Source organism: Bradyrhizobium sp. AUGA SZCCT0283, from assembly GCF_018130385.1.
Taxonomy (GTDB): Bacteria; Pseudomonadota; Alphaproteobacteria; order Rhizobiales; family Xanthobacteraceae; genus Bradyrhizobium.
On record NZ_JAFCLU010000011.1, the window covers coordinates 97761 to 119405 of the forward strand.

21 protein-coding genes are annotated in these 21645 nt (G+C 62.7%); 10 read left to right on the forward strand and 11 right to left on the reverse strand.

Features of this window, described 5'->3' with window-relative positions:
• Positions 1-12: 12 nt before the first annotated feature.
• Complete coding sequence (locus tag JQ624_RS17105; RefSeq protein WP_212420068.1) at positions 13-588, forward strand: TRAP transporter small permease; 576 nt, start codon at positions 13-15, stop codon at positions 586-588.
• A complete protein-coding gene (locus JQ624_RS17110) occupies positions 585-1910 on the forward strand; it encodes a TRAP transporter large permease (RefSeq protein WP_212420069.1) in 1326 nt (441 codons plus the stop codon). Before JQ624_RS17105 ends, JQ624_RS17110 begins: the two co-directional genes overlap by 4 nt.
• Before the next feature lie 45 nt (positions 1911-1955).
• On the opposite strand, the gene JQ624_RS17115 is transcribed toward JQ624_RS17110, so the two are convergent.
• Positions 1956-3170 carry a glycosyltransferase family 87 protein gene (locus tag JQ624_RS17115; protein ID WP_212420070.1) on the reverse strand — a complete coding sequence of 405 codons (1215 nt, stop codon included), beginning with the start codon at positions 3168-3170 and terminating at the stop codon, positions 1956-1958.
• A gap of 268 nt (positions 3171-3438) precedes the next feature.
• Here JQ624_RS17115 and JQ624_RS17120 point away from each other — a divergent pair, with 268 nt between their 5' ends.
• Both JQ624_RS17120 and JQ624_RS17125 read left to right on the forward strand, forming a co-directional pair.
• A complete protein-coding gene (locus tag JQ624_RS17120) occupies positions 3439-4698 on the forward strand; it encodes a S1C family serine protease (protein ID WP_212420071.1) in 1260 nt (419 codons plus the stop codon).
• A 118-nt stretch (positions 4699-4816) separates the two neighbouring features.
• Positions 4817-5014 carry a hypothetical protein gene (locus JQ624_RS17125; protein WP_212420072.1) on the forward strand — a complete coding sequence of 66 codons (198 nt, stop codon included), beginning with the start codon at positions 4817-4819 and terminating at the stop codon, positions 5012-5014.
• Positions 5015-5201: 187 nt separating this feature from the next.
• Here JQ624_RS17125 and JQ624_RS17130 read toward each other — a convergent pair whose 3' ends face one another.
• On the reverse strand, positions 5202-5507 hold the full coding sequence (locus JQ624_RS17130) for a hypothetical protein (protein ID WP_212420073.1): 306 nt from the start codon (positions 5505-5507) through the stop codon (positions 5202-5204).
• 255 nt (positions 5508-5762) lie between these two features.
• Between JQ624_RS17130 and JQ624_RS17135 the strand changes: the two genes are divergently transcribed.
• Positions 5763-5960 (forward strand): hypothetical protein, encoded by a 198-nt coding sequence (locus JQ624_RS17135; RefSeq protein WP_212420074.1) that lies wholly within the window; start codon positions 5763-5765, stop codon positions 5958-5960.
• Positions 5961-5978: 18 nt separating this feature from the next.
• Entirely contained in the window at positions 5979-6248 is a 270-nt protein-coding gene (locus JQ624_RS17140; protein WP_212420075.1) for a hypothetical protein, read from the forward strand.
• Between the two features lie 163 nt (positions 6249-6411).
• Here the strand turns inward: JQ624_RS17140 and JQ624_RS17145 are convergent, their stop codons facing one another.
• Positions 6412-7005 carry a hypothetical protein gene (locus JQ624_RS17145; RefSeq protein WP_249129872.1) on the reverse strand — a complete coding sequence of 198 codons (594 nt, stop codon included), beginning with the start codon at positions 7003-7005 and terminating at the stop codon, positions 6412-6414.
• 82 nt (positions 7006-7087) lie between these two features.
• A complete protein-coding gene (locus JQ624_RS17150; RefSeq protein WP_212420076.1) occupies positions 7088-7552 on the reverse strand; it encodes an Lrp/AsnC family transcriptional regulator in 465 nt (154 codons plus the stop codon).
• Between the two features lie 161 nt (positions 7553-7713).
• On the opposite strand from JQ624_RS17150, the gene JQ624_RS17155 reads away from it, so the two are divergent.
• A complete protein-coding gene (locus JQ624_RS17155) occupies positions 7714-8727 on the forward strand; it encodes a 1-aminocyclopropane-1-carboxylate deaminase (RefSeq protein ID WP_212420077.1) in 1014 nt (337 codons plus the stop codon).
• A 106-nt stretch (positions 8728-8833) separates the two neighbouring features.
• Here JQ624_RS17155 and recQ read toward each other — a convergent pair whose 3' ends face one another.
• The 4 genes from recQ to JQ624_RS17175 form a co-directional block, all read right to left on the reverse strand.
• Positions 8834-10690, reverse strand: coding sequence for a DNA helicase RecQ (recQ, locus tag JQ624_RS17160; protein ID WP_212420078.1), 1857 nt, complete (start codon positions 10688-10690; stop codon positions 8834-8836).
• Positions 10690-12066 (reverse strand): VWA domain-containing protein, encoded by a 1377-nt coding sequence (locus JQ624_RS17165; protein ID WP_212420079.1) that lies wholly within the window; start codon positions 12064-12066, stop codon positions 10690-10692. The genes recQ and JQ624_RS17165 overlap by 1 nt, the downstream gene beginning before the upstream one ends.
• A 7-nt stretch (positions 12067-12073) precedes the next feature.
• On the reverse strand, positions 12074-13021 hold the full coding sequence (locus JQ624_RS17170) for a MoxR family ATPase (protein ID WP_212420080.1): 948 nt from the start codon (positions 13019-13021) through the stop codon (positions 12074-12076).
• A gap of 109 nt (positions 13022-13130) precedes the next feature.
• Positions 13131-13766 carry an HAD-IA family hydrolase gene (locus JQ624_RS17175; protein WP_212420081.1) on the reverse strand — a complete coding sequence of 212 codons (636 nt, stop codon included), beginning with the start codon at positions 13764-13766 and terminating at the stop codon, positions 13131-13133.
• A gap of 108 nt (positions 13767-13874) precedes the next feature.
• Here JQ624_RS17175 and JQ624_RS17180 point away from each other — a divergent pair, with 108 nt between their 5' ends.
• Positions 13875-14648: a trypsin-like serine protease gene (locus tag JQ624_RS17180; protein WP_212420082.1), complete on the forward strand. Its 774-nt coding sequence runs from the start codon at positions 13875-13877 to the stop codon at positions 14646-14648.
• A 146-nt stretch (positions 14649-14794) separates the two neighbouring features.
• On the opposite strand, the gene JQ624_RS17185 is transcribed toward JQ624_RS17180, so the two are convergent.
• The 3 genes from JQ624_RS17185 to JQ624_RS17195 all read right to left on the reverse strand — a co-directional run bounded on the left by JQ624_RS17185 (position 14795) and on the right by JQ624_RS17195 (position 20156).
• A complete protein-coding gene (locus JQ624_RS17185) occupies positions 14795-17017 on the reverse strand; it encodes an acetate--CoA ligase family protein (protein ID WP_212420083.1) in 2223 nt (740 codons plus the stop codon).
• A gap of 171 nt (positions 17018-17188) precedes the next feature.
• Positions 17189-17767, reverse strand: a complete 579-nt coding sequence (locus tag JQ624_RS17190) for a class GN sortase (RefSeq protein WP_212420084.1) — start codon at positions 17765-17767, stop codon at positions 17189-17191.
• Positions 17768-17882: 115 nt separating this feature from the next.
• Complete coding sequence (locus JQ624_RS17195; protein ID WP_212420085.1) at positions 17883-20156, reverse strand: marine proteobacterial sortase target protein; 2274 nt, start codon at positions 20154-20156, stop codon at positions 17883-17885.
• A gap of 188 nt (positions 20157-20344) precedes the next feature.
• On the opposite strand from JQ624_RS17195, the gene JQ624_RS17200 reads away from it, so the two are divergent.
• Complete coding sequence (locus JQ624_RS17200; RefSeq protein WP_212420086.1) at positions 20345-21109, forward strand: helix-turn-helix transcriptional regulator; 765 nt, start codon at positions 20345-20347, stop codon at positions 21107-21109.
• Positions 21110-21390: 281 nt separating this feature from the next.
• Positions 21391-21600 carry a cold-shock protein gene (locus JQ624_RS17205; RefSeq protein ID WP_138832803.1) on the forward strand — a complete coding sequence of 70 codons (210 nt, stop codon included), beginning with the start codon at positions 21391-21393 and terminating at the stop codon, positions 21598-21600.
• The last annotated feature ends 45 nt before the right edge of the window (positions 21601-21645 follow it).

Below are 21645 nucleotides of genomic sequence, written 5' to 3' on the forward strand. Positions count from 1 at the left end.
AGCGAGGGACGAATGAACACTCTCAATCGAATTATCAAGCGGGTCTCGCAGGCCTGCGGTATTTTCGCAGCGGCCTTGACGGCGGTCGCGGTGATCATTGTCTGCCAGATGGTGTTCATCCGCTATGTTCTCAACGAGAACACGATCTGGCAGACCGATTTCGTCACCTATAGCCTGATTGCGGCCACCTTCATCGGCGCCCCCTACGTGCTGTTGACCAAGGGCCACGTCAACGTGGACGTGTTGCCGATGTATGTGAACGAACGGGCGCGCTTCTGGCTTGCTATTTGCGCGATCACGGTGTCGCTGGGCTTTTGCCTGTTAATGACCGTGCTCACCTTTCAATTTTGGTATGAGGCCTATGAGGGCCGCTGGGTGTCCGACACCATGTGGCGGGCGCGGCTGTGGATTCCTTACGGCGCCATGCCGGTGGGATTGGGGATTCTCACGCTGCAGTATGTCGCCGATCTGCTCAATCTGCTCACCGGCCGCGAGCCGCCGTTCGGTATTGAGGTCAGGGAGCGCTCCGTCGACGTCAGCTTGCCGGAGAGCGGTGCCGAGGTGAACATCCCGGGGGCCGGCATATGAGTCCGTCTGTTCAAGGTGTCCTCGTGCTCGTCACGACGGTGCTGGTGCTACTGACCGGTGCGCCGGTCGCCTTCGGGCTCGGCGCCGTTGGCGTCTCGTTCCTGGTGCTGTTCCAGGGCGTCGATTCGCTGCGGGTTGCGGCGGAGACACTTTACTCGGGCTTGAATGATTTCACGCTCGTCTCGATTCCGATGTTCATCATGATGGGCGCGGCGATCGGCTCGTCGCCGGCCGGCAAGGATCTCTACATCGCGCTCGATCGCTGGCTTTACCGGGTGCCTGGCGGGCTGGTGATTTCCAATATCGGCGCTTGCGCGCTGTTCGCGGCGCTGACCGGCTCCTCGCCGGCAACCTGCGCCGCCATCGGCAAGATGGGCATCCCGGAGATGCGCAAGCGTGGCTATCCGGACGAAGTGGCAACCGGGTCAATCTGCGCAGGCGGCACGCTCGGCATCCTGATCCCGCCGTCGATTACCTTCATCCTCTATGGCATCGCGACCGAGACCTCCATCGGTCGTCTGTTCCTGGCCGGGGTGCTTCCGGGCTTGTTGCTGACGGGCCTCTTCATGCTGTGGACGCTGGCCTACATTTGGTACACAGGCTTTCGTGCCTACGAGGCGGGATTCCGTTTCACCTGGCGCGAGAAATTTGAATCGATTCCGAAAGTTGCGCCCTTCCTGGTGATCGTGATCGGGGTGATGTACGTGCTGTATGGCGGCATCGCGACGCCGTCGGAAGCGGCAGGCGTCGGCGCCGCGCTGTGCGTCGTCCTGGCGATCGTCATCTACCGGATGTGGAGCCCGACGGCCTGGTGGCAGATCCTGCGCTCGACCACGCGCGAGTCGGTGATGATCCTGATGATCATCGCAACCGCGGTGCTGTTCGGCTACATGCTGACCTCGCTCTACATCACGCAGACACTGGCGCAGGCCATTGCCGACGCGCAGCTCAATCGCTGGGTGCTGATGGGACTCATCAACGTCTTCCTGCTGGTATGCGGCTGCTTCATTCCGCCCGCCGGAATCATCCTGATGACCGCACCAATCTTGCTGCCGATTATCACGGCCGCCGGCTTCGACCCGGTTTGGTTCGGCGTCATCGTGACCATCAATATGGAAATCGGCCTTATAACCCCGCCGGTAGGGTTGAACCTGTTCGTGGTCAACGCCATAGCGCCGGACGTCCCCACCAAGACGGTGCTGTGGGGCTCCGTGCCCTATGTCATGATGATGATTGTCGCTATCATCATCCTGTCAATCTTTCCAAGTATCGCCACATGGTTGCCTGATCACCTGATGGGCGCTGCTGTTGGGTCGAAGTGAACGCTTCGTCCTTCGGTGGACTTGCCGCAGACCATCGCCGCGCGGCTAGATGCGCTCTGGCGGTGGACGGAGCAGCAGCACGATCAGCAGCACGGGAAACAGCGGGGCGATCCTGGCCACCGGAAACAGCAAAGGCGGGCTCAGCATCGGCATCAGCCAGATCAAGAACGCGAGCGTCCAGCACCACAGCGGCAGCGGCGCGCCGCGCGCCATCAACCAGAAAGCCGCCGCGATCACCAGCAGCGTCACATCATAGGGTCCGGAATGCGGTGCGGCGAGGACCGTGGCGGCCAGAAAGACGGCCGTCTTTTCCCTGGTCCCCAGCCGCGATCGGAACGCGATGACGACGGATGCCGCTGCGCCGAGCAGGGCGAGCAGTTGAATCCACGACGCCAGCCGTTGCGGCGCGCCGAGCAGAACCGCGCAGGTGTAGACACTGTGCCCCCACATGCGGCCGTACTCGATCCACTTCTCGCTCGGGCTGACGAGATTTTCAAGGATGAGGGGAAACCAGCGCAGCCACAGGTCCCATCCGAAAATCAATCCGCTCGCGATCATCATGGCCATCGCGGACAGGCCTGACGCCAAGAGCGCGCGCCACTGTCCGGCCGCGATCAAGGCGAACGGGACCAGGATGCAGAACTGGGGTTTGAACGTCAGCAGTCCCAGCACCAATCCGCCGAGATAAGGACGCCGTTCGAGAAGGTCAAACCCGCCGACGATCAGGGCTGTGACCAGAAAGACCGCCTGACCGTCGATCGCATTGATGGCTGATGCCGGGCAAGCCAGCGCGGCCACGACCAGGGCGCCCGATGGCAGGGCGGCTCCAGCACTCGATCGCAGCGTCAGCGCCAGCAGGGCGCCGGTCACAACCTGAAACGCCACGTAGGAGCCGAAGAAACCCAATGGCGCGAACGGCAGCAGGATCAGCAGAAAGCTCGGCGGGTAGGCCCATGGCCGGAATTCCAGCGGCTTGGAGAGCCAGCCTGCAAACGTCGTGTTGAGGAAGTCGGTGAAGCGATCGCCGTCGAAGATCAACGGCGCGTTGCCATCGAGGACCGAGCGGATCGCACCGTAGAAGACCATCCAGTCGGTGCCTAGGGTATTGTAGTCGAGCCCGATCTTGCCCGGATAGGGAATGGTCGTGAGCAGATTCAGCCAGACGTAAAATGCCATCACGAGGCCGGGGATCAGCACGACCACGGGTGGACGCAGCACGTCCCTCTGCTGGAAATTGCCTCCGCCGTGTGCCAAGTCCATGCGTTGTCCTGCCAAGCGAAGAGCTGTCTTGCTGCGGGCGGATGCGAATCGGTGTCGATCTTACGACGATCGAGAGGATGTGCCGAATGATCCGGCAAAGAACTTAACGAAAGCGCTTCGGCAGTTGGGCCGCCTGCGGGCATGAAACCGGTGCCGCGCCGTTTTTTGCACTCCCACGGCAGGAAATTTCGGCCTTCTCGCACCGCCCAAATGGACTCCGGTTGCAAAGACAAATATGCTCGCCCTGAGGTCTGTGGGGAAAACACCTATGAAATGCCGTGCTGCTGCGGTCGCAGTTTTGTTGTGTGCGATTTTTGCCAGTCCGAATGCGGAAGCGCGCGGGCCCTACGGTTCGATCAGCGTCGGCAACTGGAAGGGCGGGGCCTACACCAACGACCAGACCGGATCTTTCTCGCATTGTGCAGCAGGCGCCCGATACGCCAGTGGCGTGTATTTTGTCGTGATGATCGACAATGGCGGCGGGTGGAGCCTCGGCTTCATGCATGAACAATGGCGGCTGACGACCGGGGAGGCCTTTCCGCTGACCCTGACATTCGACGGCCAGCAGCCGTTCAACGTTCACGGCGTTCCGATCGCCGACAAGCTGGTTCGCGTTCCGATGCCGAGCAATTCCTCGCTCATAGCCCAGTTCCGGCGGGCAAAGGCCATGACGGTCTATACGCAAGGCCAGCTCTTTCAGTTCAACCTCGACCAGACCGGCCAGCTATTGCCGGTATTGGCGCATTGCGTCGCCAAGGTCAGGCAATCGGGCGTGGCCAGCGCCGGCGATTTCTCGGTGCTGCCCGCCGCCAAGCCGGTCGCCGCGGCGGCGGCGCCGGATTCTGCACCGGCGAAGCCCGACAGACTGTTCGACCAGACCGGCACCGGCTTTCTGGTGAGCACGAACGGACACCTCGTGACCAATGCGCATGTCGTGCAGGGCTGCGTCGGCGACATTCAGGGCAATTTGAGCGGCGAGGCGCCCGCCAAACTGCGCCTGGTGTCGAGCGACGAGACCAACGATCTTGCGCTGCTGCAGGTGACCGGCTCGTTCAAGGACGTTGCCAGGATCAGGGACAAGGCGATACAGTCCGGCGACAGCGTGGTGGCGATCGGCTATCCCTTTCATGGACTGCTGACATCCGATTTCACGGTCACGACCGGGATCGTGAGCTCGCTCAGCGGCGTGCTGAATGATACGCGCTTCCTGCAGATCAGCGCGGCCATCCAACCCGGCAACAGCGGCGGACCGCTGTTGGCCTCGAGCGGTGACGTGGTCGGCGTGGTCGCAGCGAAGCTGAATGCATTGAAATTCGTGAGGGCAACGGGCAACATCCCCGAGAACATCAATTTCGCCATCAAGACCGGGGCGCTGCGGGATTTTCTCGATAACAGCGTGGTGCCGTATCAGATCTCCGACGACAAGGCCGAACTGAAGACGGCGGACATTGCGCGCAATGCGAGGGCGTTTACGTTCTTGATCTCCTGCAAGGCCAAGGCGAAGGACAAAGAGACCGCGAAGAATTAGGGGCGGAGGCCGCGCCGTCATTGTTTCACTCTAGGTGTGGTCTTTCAGGAGGTTGTCCATCTGGTCTGAACCGAGGAAGCTGAGGTTGCGAAGCTTCAGTGTTCCCAGGAGAGACCAGATGAACGTCCACAAGAATGCGCCTTTGACGCCCCAAGGTCGAGAGGCGATGGCCCGAAGCGTGCTGGAGCGCGACGCAACGAAACTTGATTGGAAAGATATCCTCAAGACCAACGCCTGGGACGACGACGGGGAGTATCTCCTCTACTGCACGCGCCTCGGTGGCCCGCGCCCGCCGAGGGGCAAGCGCCATCCTTAGAGTCTGACCCAAAATGAGGCCAATAAAATAGGGCTCTCATGGGAACTCGTCATGCCCGGCCTTGTGCCGGGCATCCACGTCTTTCCTGCATAAGCAAGAAAGGCGTGCATGGCCGGGACAAGCCCGGCCATGACGAAAAAAGCGACTCATGATCGCTGCACCGCCGCGCTTCGGGCCGCTCTAACGCCTACCGCGAGTTGCCGCGGCCATGCGCGGTCTGGGCATTCCAGCTGCTCCAGCTCACGCTGGCGAGGCTTCGCTGGTCCGTCGCGAGCGGCCGCCGGGTCTGACGCTCATAGGCGGCGATGATGTGCTGCGACTGCCGGATTTTCTGCTCGAGTTCGGCAATCGCCTTCTGCGTCTTGCCGGTCCTGCTCGATTGGGCAAGCTCGCCCACCGTGAACCTCGCGGTTTCGATGCTCTTCAACGTCTCGCGAAGCTTCTTGAGCTGGGCGCGGTGCCAAGCAATGGCGCTGTCACTGTCTACCGGCATGCAAACCCTCCTGATTCGTGGCCGAATCTAGCACGCATCGGGCAAGTTGGGCCAAGGGAGGGCGCCGGCGGGGCCATCGGGGCCACCGGTTTTGCAGGGCGCGGTTCGGACGTTCCCGATTTCGACCCCTTTTTTGCCATCGAAGCGACCGCGACCGAGCCTTCTAACAACAAACTTGCATGGCGATCTGTGCTCAGCGCGGTCCCTCTTATCGTCCTGGCGGCAGAATGCCGGCCCGGCGCAACGGAGCGTGCGATGAGCGAAGTTGATTTCGAACGAATTGTCGATGCCGTGCGGAAGGAAATCGCGCTTGCACCGGCGATGCATTCGTTGACGGGGTTGCAGGCTTCAGCCTGGCGAGTGAAGGCCGCCGGCGACAAGCTCATGTCCCGACGCCACGCGCCCATGACCAGGATTCGCCGCGTGGGCGAGGGACGGAAGCGTTACAGGTGAAACGAGACAGGTGAGTTAATGGAACGATCAGTGTTCGAAATCGTGAAGGCGCCGCTGGGCTGGTCGGTATTTGCCGACAACGTCAAGATCGGCGGCGTCTACGATTCGCGAGGCGCCGCCCTCGAAGCCGCCGCACTGGCCGCATCCTATACGATCAGCGACGGGGGCGGCGTTCAGATCAACGTGCCCGGCGCGGAGGACGAAAAGCCGCGATGGGCCGTCGCGTTTGAAATCGCGACCGCCATCCTGCCAACGAAGAGCGGGCGCGAGCGAAGCGGCCCACGGTAAAGCTCGTGTGAAGGCAATCGCTCGACTTTGACGGATAGCCTCCACTCCGTGGGAGGAATTTCAAACTAGCATGAGCTTGTCCGCGCAGTCGCGAGCCATGCGTGGATCGACACTGGCCGCCGTCGGTTTTCCGCCGGCGGCCTTTCATTTCACATCCGGTTTTTCATTTCATATCGTCGAACGGCGACACCGCGGGGCTGCCGACGCGCATCCGCTTGATGCGGCGCACCGCCATCGGCGCACCGTCGGACTGGTACTGCAGTTCGTATTTCTTGCCGTTCCTGTCGACCGCGCTGCAGGTGATGCTGGAAAGTTCGAGCGTCACGAAGTTGCCGACCTGTTTGCAGAGGCCGGCGGTCGATTCGACGGACGGCACCGGCAGCCCGTCGGCCTTCGGCCTGTCCTTGGATTTCAGCAGCATCCGGTCGATCGGCAATTCGTACAGATTGGCGTCCGGCCTTCGCCCGTTGTCGCCGGAGAACGTGATGATGTGGCTGCCATCGTCGGGATCGTCGAGCGCCACGGTAAAATTCGCCCGGCCTTCCTCGGTCTGGAAGAAAGCAACGGCCCGGCAGGCAAAATCCCGTCCCGCGACCTTGAGCGTGCTGCACCTGCCGGACATCATCGCAAAGATGACGGTGTCGGGCTCTTGCCGCTGAAGCTCGTCCGAGGCGCGGGCCGGCGTTGCAATGAAAATGATGGCAAGGGCGAAAGCCTGCCGGCAAAATTTCATGGTCATGCCCGGTTGATAGGACATGGCGCGCTGTGTGACCAGAGTCTCGCAGGGTTCCGGAAGAGCACCAAGGTAAGATAGCCCTGTTTGCAGCGCCAAACGGCAATCAGAAATCGAGCGGCGCGTTGTCGACCACCTCCTTCATGACGAAGAAAGTGCGGGTCTGGCGGACGCCCGGCAGCGCGATCAATTGTTCGCCATGGATGCGGTTGAAATCCTCCATGTCGCCGACGCGGATCTTGAGGAAATAGTCAAAATCGCCGGCCACCAGGTGGCAATCCAGCACGAATTTCAGCTGCGCGATGGCCCGCTCAAAGGCGGCAAAGCTTTCCGGCGTGGAGCGGTCGAGCACGACGCCGACCATGACCAGCGCCCCCTTGCCGACCTTGCGCGGCGCCACCATCGCCCTGATCTGGGAGATGAATCCCTCGTCGAACAGCCGCTGGGTGCGCCGGTGACAGGTTGCGGCGCTGACGCCGGCCGTTTCAGCCAGCTCGGCATTGGTCAGCCGGCCGCTATTCTGCAGCAAACGCAATATCTTAAGGTCGGTACGGTCGAGCCTGCCGGCCATGAAAGAATCTCTCGAAATTCTATCTAATAGTGGACGAAATACTAGTTTAAGTCCGTAAACATGCAATGTTTATGAAGGGGTTCTGGTAATTTAGAGAGCACTTTTCAAGCCATCAATGATACGGCCGTTCTCGGAGATCAGGATCATCAACGAGGACGACGATGCTGGAGAAATTCGAACGCTATCCGCTCACCTTCGGGCCCACCCATATCGAGAAGCTGGAGCGGCTGTCGCAGCATCTCGGCGGCCAGGTCGAGCTCTACGCCAAGCGGGAGGACTGCAATTCGGGGCTTGCCTTCGGTGGCAACAAGCTGCGCAAGCTCGAATACATCATCCCCGATGCGATCGCTTCCAATGCAGACACACTGGTCTCAATCGGCGGCGTGCAATCCAACCACACCCGTATGGTCGCAGCCGTTGCGGCCAAGATCGGCATGAAGTGCCGCCTGGTGCAGGAAAGCTGGGTACCGCATGAAGACGCGGTCTACGACCGCGTCGGCAATATCCTGCTCAGCCGCGTCATGGGCGCCGACGTCCAGTTGGTCGATGAAGGTTTCGATATCGGCATTCGCCAAAGCTGGGAAGATGCGATTGCCGATGTGAAAGCCAAGGGCGGCAAGCCCTATGCGATCCCGGCCGGCGCCTCCGTGCACAAATATGGTGGGCTCGGCTATGTCGGCTTTGCCGAAGAGGTCAGGGCGCAGGAGAAGGAGCTCGGCTTCGCCTTCGATTACGTCGTGGTTTGCACGGTCACCGGCTCGACCCATGCCGGCATGTTGGTTGGATTTGCCAAGGACGGCCGCGCGCGCAAGGTGATCGGCATCGACGCTTCCTTCACCCCGGCCCAAACCAAGGCCCAGGTGCTCGACATCGCCCGCAACACCGCTGATCTCGTTGAATTGGGCGGGGAGATCGTCGAGGACGATGTCGTTCTGATCGAAGACTATGCCTACCCGGCTTACGGCGTTCCCTCAGAGGAGACCAAGGAGGCGATCCGGCTCTGCGCGCGCCTCGAAGGCATGATCACCGATCCCGTCTACGAGGGAAAATCGATGCAGGGCATGATCGATCTCGTGAACAAGGGCTATTTCCCGAAGGGATCGAAGGTGCTCTACGCCCACCTCGGCGGTGCGCCCGCCATCAACGGATACGCCTACACGTTCCGCAACGGATGACGGCTACCATAGCGTTTTCGAGCGAAGTGGATACCGGTTCGCGTGAAGAAAACGCGACAAAACAAGAATCTAGAGCTTCGATTCTGATTCAATCAGAACCGAAGCTCTAGACGTCCGCCGCCCGCACCAGCGCGAGCAGTTCGTCGCCGTAATGCTCGAGCTTCTTGTCGCCGATCCCCGGGATGTTGCGGAGCTCGTTGAGCGTCGAGGGACGTGCGGCGGCGATGCCGTCGATCGTGGAATCATGCAACACGACATAGGCCGGAACGCTTCGCTGGCGCGCGATATCGGCGCGCCAGGCCCGCAGCGCCGCCTGCAGGGGCGCATCGGCAGGCTTGGTCTCAGCGCGCGGCGCCAGATCGCCGCGCCTTGATTTGGCGCGGCTGGCGCGAATGCGCGTGCCGGGCGCCGCCTCGCGCAGCATCACCTCGGTCTCGCCTTTCAGGACGCCGCGTGCGCTCTCGGTCAATTTCAGCGCGCCAAAGGCTTCGCTGTCGGCCCGCAGATGACCCATGGCGACCAATTGGCGGATCACGGCGCGCCATTGCTTCTCGTTCAGGTCATTGCCAATGCGGAATACGGACAGCTTGTCGTGGCCGAATTGCGTGACGCGCTCGGTCATGCGGCCGACCAGCACATCGATCAGGTGCATGGCACCAAAACGCTGCCCGGTGCGGTAGGCGCAGGACAGCAGTTTTTGCGCGGCGACCTTGCCGTCGCGAAGCTGCGGCGGCGACAGGCAGTTGTCGCAATTGCCGCAATTGCCGCCGGTGACTTCCTCGCCGAAATAACCGAGCAGGCGGCTGCGCCGGCAGCCCGCGGTTTCCGCCAGCGCGACCAGCGCATCGAGCTTGCCGATCGAGACGCGCTTGAAGGCGTCGGAGCCGGTGGATTCGTCGATCATGCGGCGCTGCTGCACGATGTCGGAGAGGCCATAGGCCATCCAGGCGCTGGAGGGTTTGCCGTCGCGCCCGGCGCGTCCGGTCTCCTGGTAATAGGCCTCGATGCTTTTCGGCAGGTCGAGATGCGCCACGAAGCGTACGTCCGGCTTGTCGATCCCCATGCCGAACGCGATGGTGGCGACGATGACGACGCCGTCCTCGTTGATGAAACGATCCTGGTTGCGGGCGCGCAAGCTTGCATCAAGCCCGGCGTGATAGGGCAGGGCCGGGATGCCGGCGCTGGTCAACGCTTGAGCTGTATCCTCGACCTTGGCGCGCGACAGGCAGTAGACGATGCCGGCGTCTCCGGCGTGGCGTTCGCTGATGAAGGCCTTGAGCTGGGCCGGGGCGTTCTGCTTCTCGACGATTTCGTAGCGGATGTTCGGGCGGTCGAAACTCGCGACGAAGCTCGGCGCACCGGCAAGCCCGAGCCGGGTGACGATCTCCTTGCGTGTCATCTCGTCGGCGGTCGCCGTCAGCGCGATGCGCGGCACGTTGGGAAAGCGTTCGGCGAGGACAGACAGGCCGATATATTCGGGGCGGAAATCGTGCCCCCATTGCGACACGCAATGCGCCTCGTCGATCGCAAACAGCGCGATATTGGCTTGTCCAAGCAAGGACAGGCAGCGCGGCGTCAGAAGCCGCTCGGGCGCGACGTAGAGCAGGTCGAGGTCGCCGACGAGCAGCCGCCGTTCGACTTCCGAGGCTTCGTCGAACGACAGCGTCGAGTTCAACACCGCCGCGTTGACGCCGGCCTCCAGCAGCCCCGCGACCTGGTCGCGCATCAGCGCGATCAGCGGCGACACCACGATGCCGCAGCCTTCACGCAACAAGGACGGCAGTTGATAGCACAGCGACTTGCCGCCGCCGGTCGGCATCAGCACCAGGCAGTTGCCGCCCTCCGTCACGTGCCGGACGATTTCCTCCTGCGCGCCGCGAAAGGCCGGCAGGCCGAACACGGAATTCAACACGGACAGCGCATCGGGGACAGCATCGCGGTGAAGGGCGGCGGGAGTGGACATTACTGATAGCTCGCCACGATATCCGACACCGCGCGTTCGAGCTGCTTGGCGGTCGCGCATTGGCGGACGACGGTGCAGAAGGTGGAATAGCGCGGCATTTCGGAATCGCCCCAGCCCCAGGCCATGCGGCCCTCCGGATTGAGCCAGACCACCCGCTTCGACCGCTCGGCGATGCGGCGGAGAATATCTGCGCGCGGATCGAGGTTGTTGCTGCGGGCGTCGCCGAGCACGATCACGGTGGTCTGCGGCGTGATCGCGCTCATCCAGCCGTGCTCGAAATCGGAAAAGGAATTGCCGTAATCGGACGAGCCGAAGCCTGCCTTGGACATGATCTCGGCCATCGCCTCTTCCGGCGATTTGGATTCCAGGATGTCGCTGACTTCGATCAGATGCCCGGAGAACGCAAACGAGCGGACGTCGTCCACGACCTCGTGCAGGCTGTGGATCAGCAGCAGGAAGAAATCCGACACCCGCGCCACCGAACCCGAGACGTCGCAGAGTGCCACGATCTTCGGCCTGTCGCGGTGCCGGCGTTTCCAGGCGGTGAGGAACGGCACGCCGCCCCAGGCGGCATTGCGGCGGATGGTGCGGCGAACGTCGAGATGGCCGCGGCGCTGTCGCTTGCGCGGCTTGGAGTAGCGCTCGCGCAGGCGGCGCGCGATCTGGCGGATCAGGTGCCGCATCTGCTCGACCTGCCGCGGCTCGATCCGCGACAGCGGCGCATTGCGCAAGATTTCGTTGCGCAGGTTTTCCGATTCCTCGCGCCCGTACAGCATCAGCGCCTGCGAGACGGTCTCGCGCACTGTGCCGCGCAGCCCGTCCAGCGCTTTGGTCAGCCGTTCCGCCAGCGCCGGGTTGGTCGCGGCGAGATTGTCGAGATCGTCACGCAGGCGCTGGATGCCCATCTGATCGAGGATACGGCCGGAAAAGATGCCGCGCTGCGTGAAATAGCGGATGTCGGACAGCGAGGCCGCGCTCGCGGCGTTGGCGATGGCGGCCGAAATCTGGTTGCGGTCCTGCGCCAGCAGCATCTGGGCGAGCTGGCCGAGCCCCTCGGCCTGCTCGTCGCCGCCGCTGGCGTCGCCGGGTGAATCAGAGGCTGAATTGGATCCGGACGGATCCTGCTCGTCGGCCTTGCCGTCCTCGGGCAGCGGCTGCGGCTCGGGCTGATCGAAGAACAGATCGAAACAATCGCCGAGCGCCTTCTTCTCATCCTGCGTCTTGGCAAGCGTCAGCAGAAAAGTGTCGCGCAGGATGGTGCGGTCGGCAAAGCCGACCTTGGAGACGGCCCGCATTGCGTCGATGCTTTCGGCCGGCGAGAGCCTCACGCCTGCGCCCCGCGCCGCACGAAAGAAGCGATGCAGGTTCTCTCTCATCCCTTGTCTATCCGAAGACGTTCTGACGCGAGGCCTTGGCGATGAAGGTGGAGACCTGAGGCATGGTGGCCTCGATGTCCGCCTCGTATTTCAGGAGAACGTTCAGCGTGTCCTTGACCACCTCGTGACCAAGCTCGGGCGCCTGCAGCAGCACCAGCACGCGCGCCCAGTCGATGGTTTCGCTGACCGACGGCAGCTTCTTCAGGTCCAGCGTGCGGACCTCGTGGATGAAGCTGACCATCTGCTTGCGCAGCGTTTGCGAAATGCCGGGCACCCGGCTCTCGACGATCCGCTCTTCCAGTCTCTGTTCGGGAAAGCCGATATGAAGATGCAGGCAGCGCCGCTTCAGCGCGTCGCCGAGATCGCGTTCGCTGTTCGAGGTCAGGATCACGGTCGGTGGCGCGACGGCGACGATGGTGCCGAGTTCCGGAATCGTCACCTGGAAATCGCTGAGAATTTCCAGCAGCAGCGATTCGAACTCGGCATCCGATTTGTCGATTTCGTCGATCAGCAATACGCAGCCGGCAGGCTGCTCCAGCGCCTGCAGCAGCGGCCGGGGCTCGACGAATTCCTTGGAAAAGAACACGTCGCCGAAATCGTGAAGCTGATTGAGCGCCGCTTCCAGCGTCGGAGCGCCGCCGAGGACTTCGCCGAGCTTGTCCTTGAGGATCTGCGTGTACAGAAGCTGCTTGGCGTACTTCCACTCGTAGAGCGCCTTGGCCTCGTCGAGCCCCTCATAGCATTGCAGACGGATCATCTTCATGCCGCGCCATGCGGCGATCGCCTTTGCGAGCTCGGTCTTGCCGACGCCGGCGGGGCCTTCGACCAGGATGGGTTTTTCGATCTGCTGCGCCAGATAGACTGCGGTCGCGATCTGGCGGCTTGCAATATAGCCTTGCGCCGCAAGACCGCTTTCCACTGCCTCGATCGAGGCCGACGGCCGGTTTTCAGCCACGGGTTTCAACTCCGAATTCGATAGATTTCCGAAATGTTCTGCCTGCGTTCCCGGCAAAGAACAAGCGCCGTTTGGTCATAACGAGCGCGCAAATTCCGGTATTTTCCGCCTAGCGCAATGCCAGCCCGGTTGCGGCTTGCAGTTCCGTGATCGCCTGCGCCGCGTTGACCACCTTGATCGTGGTCATCCCCATGTCGCGCGCCGGCTTCAGGTTGACGCCGAGGTCGTCGAGATAGACGCAGTTCTTGGGATTCACTTCCAGGGTTTCAACCATCATCCGGTAGATGCGCGGGTCGGGCTTCCGGAGGCCGATTTTCGCCGACTCGATGACATGGTCGAACAGCGCCATCACTTCGGCGACATAGAGCTTGCGGCCGCTATGGCTGCCGATGGCGTTGGCGGGAAGGTTGTTGGTGATGCAGCCGGTCTTGAATTGCGCCTTCACGCGCTTGAGCGCCTCGACCATCTCGGGCCGCAGATCGCCCGACAGCAGCGGCAGCACGTCCTTGCCGCGAACTGCCGCGCCCAGCGCCAGCGATTCAGCCGCGAACAACTCGTCGAAGGCTTCGATGTCGACCTCGGCCCGCTCGAACCTGGCCCAGGCGTTTTCCAGGTGATTGGCGGCGTTGGTGCGCCGGATGATGTCGGCGGGCAGCCCGCGCTCGGTCTCGAACCGCGCAAAAGCCTCGAACGGCGAGGTGGTCAGCACGCCGCCGAAATCCCAGATCACTGCCTCGATCATCATGCCCTGCCTGAAACAAATGTGTTGGCGAGCGGCTAACACGAATTGCCTGCTGGAACCAGAGCGATCGGGCGCTTGGCGACATGCGCAGCGCGGGTTATTGCTGCGCCGATGAACATCCTGCCTCGCTTGAGTGCCAGCCTTATTGCCGGCCTTGCCCTGCTGCTATCCGTTCCCGCGCACGCCATCGTCGGCGGCGGTGCGCCGTCGACGGAAGGCGTGGCCCGCTCGGTCGTTACCATCGTCGGCTCGCGCGGCAATTTTTGCACCGGCGCGTTGATCGCGCCGAAGTTGGTGCTGACGGCGGCGCACTGCGTGCCATCAGGCGCGGAGTACAAGATCGTTGAATATGGCGCCGACCGGCAGCCGTCGCTGCTGGACGTCAAGAGCGTCACCATTCATCCCGGCTTCAACATGCAGGCGATGTCGGGACATCGTGCGACGGCGGATGTCGCGTTGCTGCAGTTGGCCGCGCCGCCCAAGGGAAAGACGCCGGCCGCGCTCGGATCGCCTGATATCCCGATCAACGTCGGCAGCCGTTTTTCCGTCGCGGGCATCGGCGTAACCGTGCGCGGCGACGGCAAGAGCGGCGGCACCATCCGCGTCGCCGGTCTGGTCGCGACCGGCAAACCCGGCACGCTGCAGATCCGGCTTGTCGATCCGGTCGGGCAGGGCACGCGTGAGGGACTCGGCGCCTGCACGGGAGATTCCGGCGCGCCTGTTTTCGAGGACAAGCAAGGTGGGCCGGTGATCGTCGGCGTGGTGAGTTGGTCGACCGGGCCGAACGGCTCGGCGGGTTGCGGCGGCATGACCGGTGTTACGCCGCTGACGCTGTACCGAGACTGGATCGTGCAGACCGCGCAGAAGTGGGGAATGGGGCTGTAATTACTTCCGTCGTCCCTGCGAACGCAGGGACCCATACGCCGCGGCCCATCGGTAAGACGATGGTGTTAATAGTCTTCGTAACAACTGGCATCGGTGGCTATGGGTCCCTGCGTTCGCAGGGACGACAATGGCCACCGAACCAACCCCTAATGCTTCGCTGCCTTGTTCGCGGCGGCGTTGTTGAGCACGATCAGGCCGTCGGCGGCGACGCCGAGCTTGCTGTTGATCAAAAATGGATTCACATCGATCGACGCGATGCGGCTGCCGGCGTCGGCCATCAGATTGGAGAGGCCGACCAGCGCTTTCACGGCGGAAGGCTCGTGCAGGGCCGGCTTGCCGCGATAGCCCTTCATCTTCACGCCGGCCTTGGTCTTGGCGATCAGCTGCTTCGCCTCGGCCTCGTCCAGCGGGGCGCCGGCGAGGGCTACGTCCTTCATCAGTTCGATATCGACGCCGCCGGTGCCGAACAGCACCACCGGCCCCATCTCGGCGTCGAGCGAGGCGCCGACCACGAGTTCGAGATCGGCCTTGACCTGCTGCGCGATCAGAATGCCTTCGAGCTTCGGCTTGCTCTTGATCTTCTTGACCCGCGCGGTGATGTCGTTGAAGGCTTTCTTCACCTCGGCCGCACTGTTGAGGTTCAGCACCACGCCGCCGATGTCGGATTTGTGGAGGATGTCGGCGCTGACCACCTTGGCCACGACGGGGAAGCCGATCTTCTTGGCGATCTTCACCGCTTCCGCAGCGGTCTGCGCTATCTCTTCCTTTGAAACGGGAATGCCGTACGCCTTGAGCAGCTTCTTCGAGGCGACCTCGTCCAGCGCCGCGGCGCCGTTGGCGGCCTTGAGCGCTTTCTCCAGTACCGCCCGCGCGGATGCCTTCGAACTCGAGACGATGTCCGGCACTTCCTTGCGCAGGGAAGAATATTCAATCAGCGACTTGATCGCGCCGACCGCACGGTCGAGGCCCTGCATGACCGCGATGTTCGGCAGCGACTTGCGCAAGGCCTTGGTGAATTCGGTGAATCCGATCGACATGGCGCTGATGTAGACCACGGGCTTGCTGGCGGCGCCGGCCATCTCGTTGACGATCCGTAAGTTACGTTCGCGCAATTCATGCGGCGCCTTCGGCAGTTCGGCGTCAATGATGACGATGTCGGTGTCGGGATCGTCGATCATGATCTTGATCGAGTTCATGTAGACCGAGGGGTCCACGACCGCGGCAAAACCGGCATCGAGCGGATTGCCGACGATGCTGCCGGGACCGAGCATCTTTGCCAGTTGCGCGGTCGCATTCGGGCTGAGCGGCGCAAAATTCAGGCCGGCCGAATAGAACGCGTCGATCAGGAGCCCGCGCTTGCCGCCGGACAGGGAAACCGCAGCGAGGCGATTGCCCTTCGGCGGCTCGGCATGCACGAAACATTCGGTGGTCTCGATCAATTCGTCGAGCCCGCGGACGCGGATCACGCCCTCGCGCGTCGAGATCGCGTCAAATGTTTCGATCGAGCCGGCGAGCGCGCCGGTGTGCGCCATCGCGGCGGCGCGGCCGCCCTCGGAGGCGCCGAGTTTCAGCGCGATGACAGGCTTACCGGCGGCGCGCGCGGCCTTGCAGGCCTCCCGAAACACTTTTGTGTTCCTGACGCCTTCGAGATAGACCACGATGGCGCGGATTGAGGGATCGGCGGCGAAATAGGCCATCAGGTCCGGCGTCTCGAGGCCGGTCTCGTTGCCGGTCGTGACCATGTAGCCGACACCGACGCCGCGATCTTCCAGCGTCTGGCGGATCGCCATCACGATCGCGCCGGATTGCCCGGCAATCGCCACCGGGCCTGCTTCCATGGTGACGATACGGTCGTCGATATTGGTGAACAGCTTTTCGCCCGCGCTCAAATTGCCGAGGCAGTTCGGGCCGGTGACGGCAAGGCCGGTTTCGCGCACCGCCTCCTTCAATTCGAGTGCCAGCCGCTGGCTTTCCTCGTCCTGCAACTCGCTGAAGCCCGAGGTGACGATGGTGGCGGAGCGCGCGCCGGCCGCTGCGGCATCGCGGATCACCTGCACGGCGAAGCGCGCCGGCACCAGCACCAGCACGTGATCGGGCTTTTCCGGGAGGCTCGCAAAATCCTTGTAGCAGGGCACGCCCCAGATCGTCTCGCGCTTGGCGTTGACCGGGAACAGCCCGCCTTCGTAACCGTACTTGATCAGATTGTTCCAGATGCGCTCGGCATAGTTGCCGGGCTTGTCGGTGGCACCGACCAGCACGATATTGCGCGGGTGCAGCATCGCATGGATGCTTTTTACGATGTCGCTGGCGTCAGGCGAGGGCGACCATTTTTCGGCTTGATGCGATGCGGTGCTTGCCTGAGCGTCCATGGATATCCCTTAACTCTGTTGTTTCTTTTGGCCGTGGCGATCGAGGACGAACGCCGCGCCATGGTTTTCTTATGATTGAGGCCTTTCTATTGAGACTTGGCGGGGGAGGCAACACGCGTTGCGCGCGCAGCGCCATTCGCGCGACGCACGATATCCCGGCTCGCGGAGAATTCAGCGTGAACCCGCCGCTTCCCCGAGCATCGTGGCATGCACAAGATAGCGCTCGGGCCCCTGCGTCAGCGCGTCGAACGGCCAGCAGGTCGACAGCACCAGTTGATGTCCATCCGCGAGCGGTTCGATGCCGGAACCATCGAAGCGCACGACCGAGGTGGCGTCCACCCGGTAGTGGAATTGTTTGCCGTCGCTTCGCATCACGTTGATCTCGTCACCAATGACGACGTTCTTCAGGAAGGCGAAATGGGTATCGCGGTGCGCCGAATAGACGGCGACGCCACGCTCACCAGCATCGGGCGTCCGTTCGACGTGCCCCGGGCCGAAGGCTAGCGCCTGGCCGCTGCTGCCCGCGAGCACGATGGTGCTGGCATGGATCCGCTTCACCTCGATGCGCGCGATCGGCCATGTATCCGCCCATGACCACGGCTTTGTCTCGCGCCCGGTGGCGACGGTTTTTTCGAAGGCCCGTTCCAGCAGGACCTGTGCAACCAGCGCTTTGGCATGGATGTAGGCGCCCTGGCCGAACAGGATGAGGCCGATGACGGCGAGCAGAAGCGGGAGGATGAAGCGGAGCATTATGTTGGCTCTCCCGTCATTGAGAAAGCGGCGCGCGCGGCCCTTGGGGGGACGGGTGGAAGCCGCGCGCGCTCTGGAAAGAGGAGGTGGGGGAGCCTCCTCTTTTCAGCCGATGTCAACGCGGTGACATCTGACGTCGATTAAACACGAACAGGATCAGGCTGAGCGTGAGCAGGATCACGCCCGCAATCATCTTCAGTTCGGCGTCGGTCGCCGTCTTCGGCAGCGTGACCGTGTTGGGCGCCTGGGTGACGACAGGCTGTACCCGTTTCAGCGCCGCGACCTGAACCCGCGCCTGCTCGGTATCCGCGCGCCGTTCCGTCGGCGTTGCAGGAATCCGTGGGCGCTCGCCGAACACCTTTTCAAAGTCCCAACCGGCCGGCAGGTTGATCGGCAGTTCCGAGACCTTGAGTGGTTCGCCTTCCGGGCGGCTCGGAGTCCTGTCCACCGCAACCAGGCTGGTCAGCCGCGTGACGAGCTGATGCTCGAGCGCCAGCGCCAGAATGGTCTTGTCGGCGTCTTCGGGGCTTGCCTGCCGCGTGGTGCGCGCAACCTCCGCATCCGCGATCTTGCGCCGCGCCCAGAGTTTGGACAGGCCCTTGCCTTCGGCCGCATTCGCCAGCGGAAGGGTGACGATCCAGGGGCGGTCGCCGATGCGGCCCTTGATCTCGACCGAGCCCGCGAGCTTGTCGAGCTTTGCCGCGAGAACCAGCGGCTCGTCGCGATAGACATCGGGGATTGCGACGGGCGTGATATCGGCCGTGGCGTCGGAGAATTTTGCGGTGAGATTGGTCACCGCGGGATTCTCCAGCTTGGCGAACAGGCCGCGCATGCGTTCTTCGACCTGTTCCACCGATCCGATATGGGTGAAGGTGCCGCGGCCGAGTTCGGCGGCGCGCGTCATCAGGTAGGTGTTCGGCGCCGAGCCGATGCCGACCATGAAGATGCGCGAGCGGCCGCGCAGCGCGTTGATGGTTTCGAACAATTGCTGCTCGTTGCCGATCGCGCCGTCGGTCAGGAAGACGACCTGGCGGACATAGTTAGTATCGCCGGCGTTGTCGGATAGCGCGGCGCGCATCGCCGGCACCATTTCGGTGCCGCCATTGGCCTGCAGCGCGTCGACAAAGGAGGTGGCCCGGCCGATATGCTCCCTGTCGGCCGGCACGGCCGCCGGGAACAGGACATCCATGGTGTGATCAAAGCGGATCACGTTGAAACGGTCGTTCGGCTGCAGGCGGCCGAGGGCATAGATCAAGCTCGCCTTGGCCTGGATGATCGAGACGCCACCCATTGAGCCGGAATTGTCGATCACGAAAATGACTTCGCGCGGCAATGGCTTTTGCTGAGCCTGTTCGACTGACGGCGGCGTGAAGAAGGCGAGCAGGTAATCGCTGTCGCCGACGTGCTCGCGGAATAATCCTACCGAGGGCGCTTTCTCCGCGGCCGGCTTCCAGGTCAGTTCGAAATCGCGGTCGGCCGGCACCGGCCCTTCGGCAAGGCGAATGATGCTCGTGCTGGCATCGGGCTTCTCGGTCTTGATTGCATGATGGTGGCTTTTGACTTCGCCGAGCGGGAAGCCGGCCTGCAGCCGCACGGTGATGCGGGTTGGATTGAGCGGCGCGTTGGTCGCGGGGTCGAGCACTTCGGGCGAGATGCGGTCGTGATCCGGCACGGGATCGGATTTGGCCGAACCCCAGCCGCCGCCGTCGGGTCGGAAGTCGACGCTCTGCACGACCGGCACGGGATTGTAGCGCGGAGCGACCACCATCGGCACCCGCAGCGAGAACTCGTTGCCGGATTGTTGCACCGGCTCCTGATATTCGATCTGCACCAGCACGGTTTCGCCGGGGCCGATATTGGCGACCGAGTTGGTGAAGATGTTCGGCCGCTCCTGTTCGGTCAGCGCCGCCTTCTGTCCTTTCTGCTTCGCCTGTTCGTAGATGATCTTGGCCTGCTGCCGCTCCTTGATGTCGCCGACCACGACGCGGTCGCCGATCACCATCTTCAGCGTATCGACCGCGCCGCCCGCTGGCAGCGGATAGACGTAGACGGCCTCGACCCAGTCTTGCGTCGGGTTGCGGAAAATCTGGGTGACGCGGGCGCGGACCGTCGGACCCGATACGGTAAGATCGACATCGATGCCGAGCCGTGTCGCGTCGGCATAGCCTTCTTCGTTCTTCAGGAGCAACGAGCCGGAACGCGCGTCGCCGGGTTTGAGAAAGGCAGCCGACAGACGTTCGGCCGACCACACCGGCTCAAAGCTCAAAAATAATGCCGCAAACCCGACCAGGATTACGGCAACGCCCTGCATCACAAAGAACAGCACCAGCCTGACCAGGCCGGGCTGTTCGCTGCGTTTGTCAGCCTCGATTTCGTCGCATGTCGTCATGTCGCTCACTCCAAAACGGCGATTTCGCCGTGGTGTGAGGGTGCGGAAAGCCGTGATTTGACGCGAGCGGAATGATCGGCCTTGTTCGGTCGCCCGCCACCGGGCTCCGCCACCCCCGCGGCGGCTTTGTGCGGGTTTGTGATGGATTGTGCGTCTGCTAGACTGGCCCTGCGAAACTAGGGGTAACGATGCCAGCGCCGGACAAGCAGCTTTCCGCCGAGCAGAGCCGGCAGATCGCGGACACTATTCGTGAGGAAATCGCCCGTCGCCGCATTTCACGGCAATCGCTGGCGGAGCTTGCAAAACTCAGCCTTTCGACGCTGGAGAAGGTGCTCGGCGGCCGCCGCCCGTTTACCCTCGCTACCACCGTCCGCCTCGAGCAGGCGCTCGGCGTCTCCCTGCGCAAGACGCCGGAGGGGCCGGCTCCCGCGGCTGCTGTCAACGGCGAGGTTGCGCCAGATGGATTAGGAGCCTATTCGCGCCGTGCGGTGGCGTGGATCGAAGGAACCTATGTCACGGTGCGTCCCTCGTTCGGCGACAAGGAAGCGATATTCGCCTACCGCACCGAGATCTCCTGGGATACAGCCGCATCATCGCTCGTGTTCCACGAGAGCGAGAGACAGGATGCGGCATACACCCAATACGGTGAAGTGGCGGTGCCCAATCAATCGGGCCATATCTATCTCGTCACCAACAGGCACGGTCAGCATCGCCTGATCACGGTGGCACGTCTGGCCATATCAGGCGAGATGCACGGCATCATCACGACCCTGCTGGCAGGCCGCGGCTCGCGGTTGACGCCGATCGCAGCCCCGATCGCCTATCTGCCGATCAAGATGGTCGCCAACCCGACTTTTGGCAGGGTTTCGTCAGATGACCCCAATTACGTGGCGTACCGCCAGCATTTGCGGCGAACGACGGAAGAGCCGTTCGCGATGTTCTTGCCGGGATAGCGCTCTCCAGAGCGTTTTCCAGCGAAGTGGAGGCCGGTTCGCGTCAAGAAAACGCGTCAAATCAAGAATCTGGAGCCTCGTTCCGATACAATCGGAACGGACAAGGCTCCAGCCTTGCATTCCCGGCGAAATAGACTATATGAGGAATATTCGAATTATCGCTCTGCCTTGTTGACCGCGCCGAAACCGGCCCCACTCCCCAAGACATCGTTGAAATCGGATGAAGCCTGCGCGGAGGTCGTGCGGGCAAAAGCGCTTTCGCGCATCTTGGAGATAGTTACATGGCTACCGGAACAGTTAAGTGGTTCAACGCGACCAAGGGTTTTGGCTTTATCCAGCCCGATGATGGCGGCACCGACGTTTTCGTTCACATCAGCGCCGTCGAACGTGCGGGTCTGAGCTCGCTCAATGAAGGCCAAAAGCTTTCATATGAAGCGAAGGTCGACAGCATGCGCGGCAAGACCAGCGCGGAAAACCTCCGCGTCGGTTAAGGCGATCGATGGAGGATCACCACGGATGTACTGGGATCCTCTGAT

Excerpts from the sequence above, each read along its gene's own strand:
- JQ624_RS17165 (WP_212420079.1), bottom strand. The coding sequence starts at position 12,066 with ATGAGAGAGAACCTGCATCGCTTCTTTCGTGCGGCGCGGGGCGCAGGC.
- JQ624_RS17130 (WP_212420073.1), bottom strand. The coding sequence starts at position 5,507 with ATGCCGGTAGACAGTGACAGCGCCATTGCTTGGCACCGCGCCCAGCTC.
- recQ (WP_212420078.1), bottom strand. The coding sequence starts at position 10,690 with ATGTCCACTCCCGCCGCCCTTCACCGCGATGCTGTCCCCGATGCGCTG.
- JQ624_RS17125 (WP_212420072.1), top strand. The coding sequence starts at position 4,817 with ATGAACGTCCACAAGAATGCGCCTTTGACGCCCCAAGGTCGAGAGGCG.
- JQ624_RS17175 (WP_212420081.1), bottom strand. The coding sequence starts at position 13,766 with ATGATGATCGAGGCAGTGATCTGGGATTTCGGCGGCGTGCTGACCACC.
- JQ624_RS17190 (WP_212420084.1), bottom strand. The coding sequence starts at position 17,767 with ATGCTCCGCTTCATCCTCCCGCTTCTGCTCGCCGTCATCGGCCTCATC.
- JQ624_RS17185 (WP_212420083.1), bottom strand. The coding sequence starts at position 17,017 with ATGGACGCTCAGGCAAGCACCGCATCGCATCAAGCCGAAAAATGGTCG.
- JQ624_RS17180 (WP_212420082.1), top strand. The coding sequence starts at position 13,875 with ATGAACATCCTGCCTCGCTTGAGTGCCAGCCTTATTGCCGGCCTTGCC.
- JQ624_RS17120 (WP_212420071.1), top strand. The coding sequence starts at position 3,439 with ATGAAATGCCGTGCTGCTGCGGTCGCAGTTTTGTTGTGTGCGATTTTT.
- JQ624_RS17110 (WP_212420069.1), top strand. The coding sequence starts at position 585 with ATGAGTCCGTCTGTTCAAGGTGTCCTCGTGCTCGTCACGACGGTGCTG.
- JQ624_RS17155 (WP_212420077.1), top strand. The coding sequence starts at position 7,714 with ATGCTGGAGAAATTCGAACGCTATCCGCTCACCTTCGGGCCCACCCAT.
- JQ624_RS17105 (WP_212420068.1), top strand. The coding sequence starts at position 13 with ATGAACACTCTCAATCGAATTATCAAGCGGGTCTCGCAGGCCTGCGGT.
- JQ624_RS17150 (WP_212420076.1), bottom strand. The coding sequence starts at position 7,552 with ATGGCCGGCAGGCTCGACCGTACCGACCTTAAGATATTGCGTTTGCTG.
- JQ624_RS17145 (WP_249129872.1), bottom strand. The coding sequence starts at position 7,005 with ATGTCCTATCAACCGGGCATGACCATGAAATTTTGCCGGCAGGCTTTC.
- JQ624_RS17200 (WP_212420086.1), top strand. The coding sequence starts at position 20,345 with ATGCCAGCGCCGGACAAGCAGCTTTCCGCCGAGCAGAGCCGGCAGATC.
- JQ624_RS17115 (WP_212420070.1), bottom strand. The coding sequence starts at position 3,170 with ATGGACTTGGCACACGGCGGAGGCAATTTCCAGCAGAGGGACGTGCTG.
- JQ624_RS17195 (WP_212420085.1), bottom strand. The coding sequence starts at position 20,156 with ATGACGACATGCGACGAAATCGAGGCTGACAAACGCAGCGAACAGCCC.
- JQ624_RS17140 (WP_212420075.1), top strand. The coding sequence starts at position 5,979 with ATGGAACGATCAGTGTTCGAAATCGTGAAGGCGCCGCTGGGCTGGTCG.
- JQ624_RS17135 (WP_212420074.1), top strand. The coding sequence starts at position 5,763 with ATGAGCGAAGTTGATTTCGAACGAATTGTCGATGCCGTGCGGAAGGAA.
- JQ624_RS17205 (WP_138832803.1), top strand. The coding sequence starts at position 21,391 with ATGGCTACCGGAACAGTTAAGTGGTTCAACGCGACCAAGGGTTTTGGC.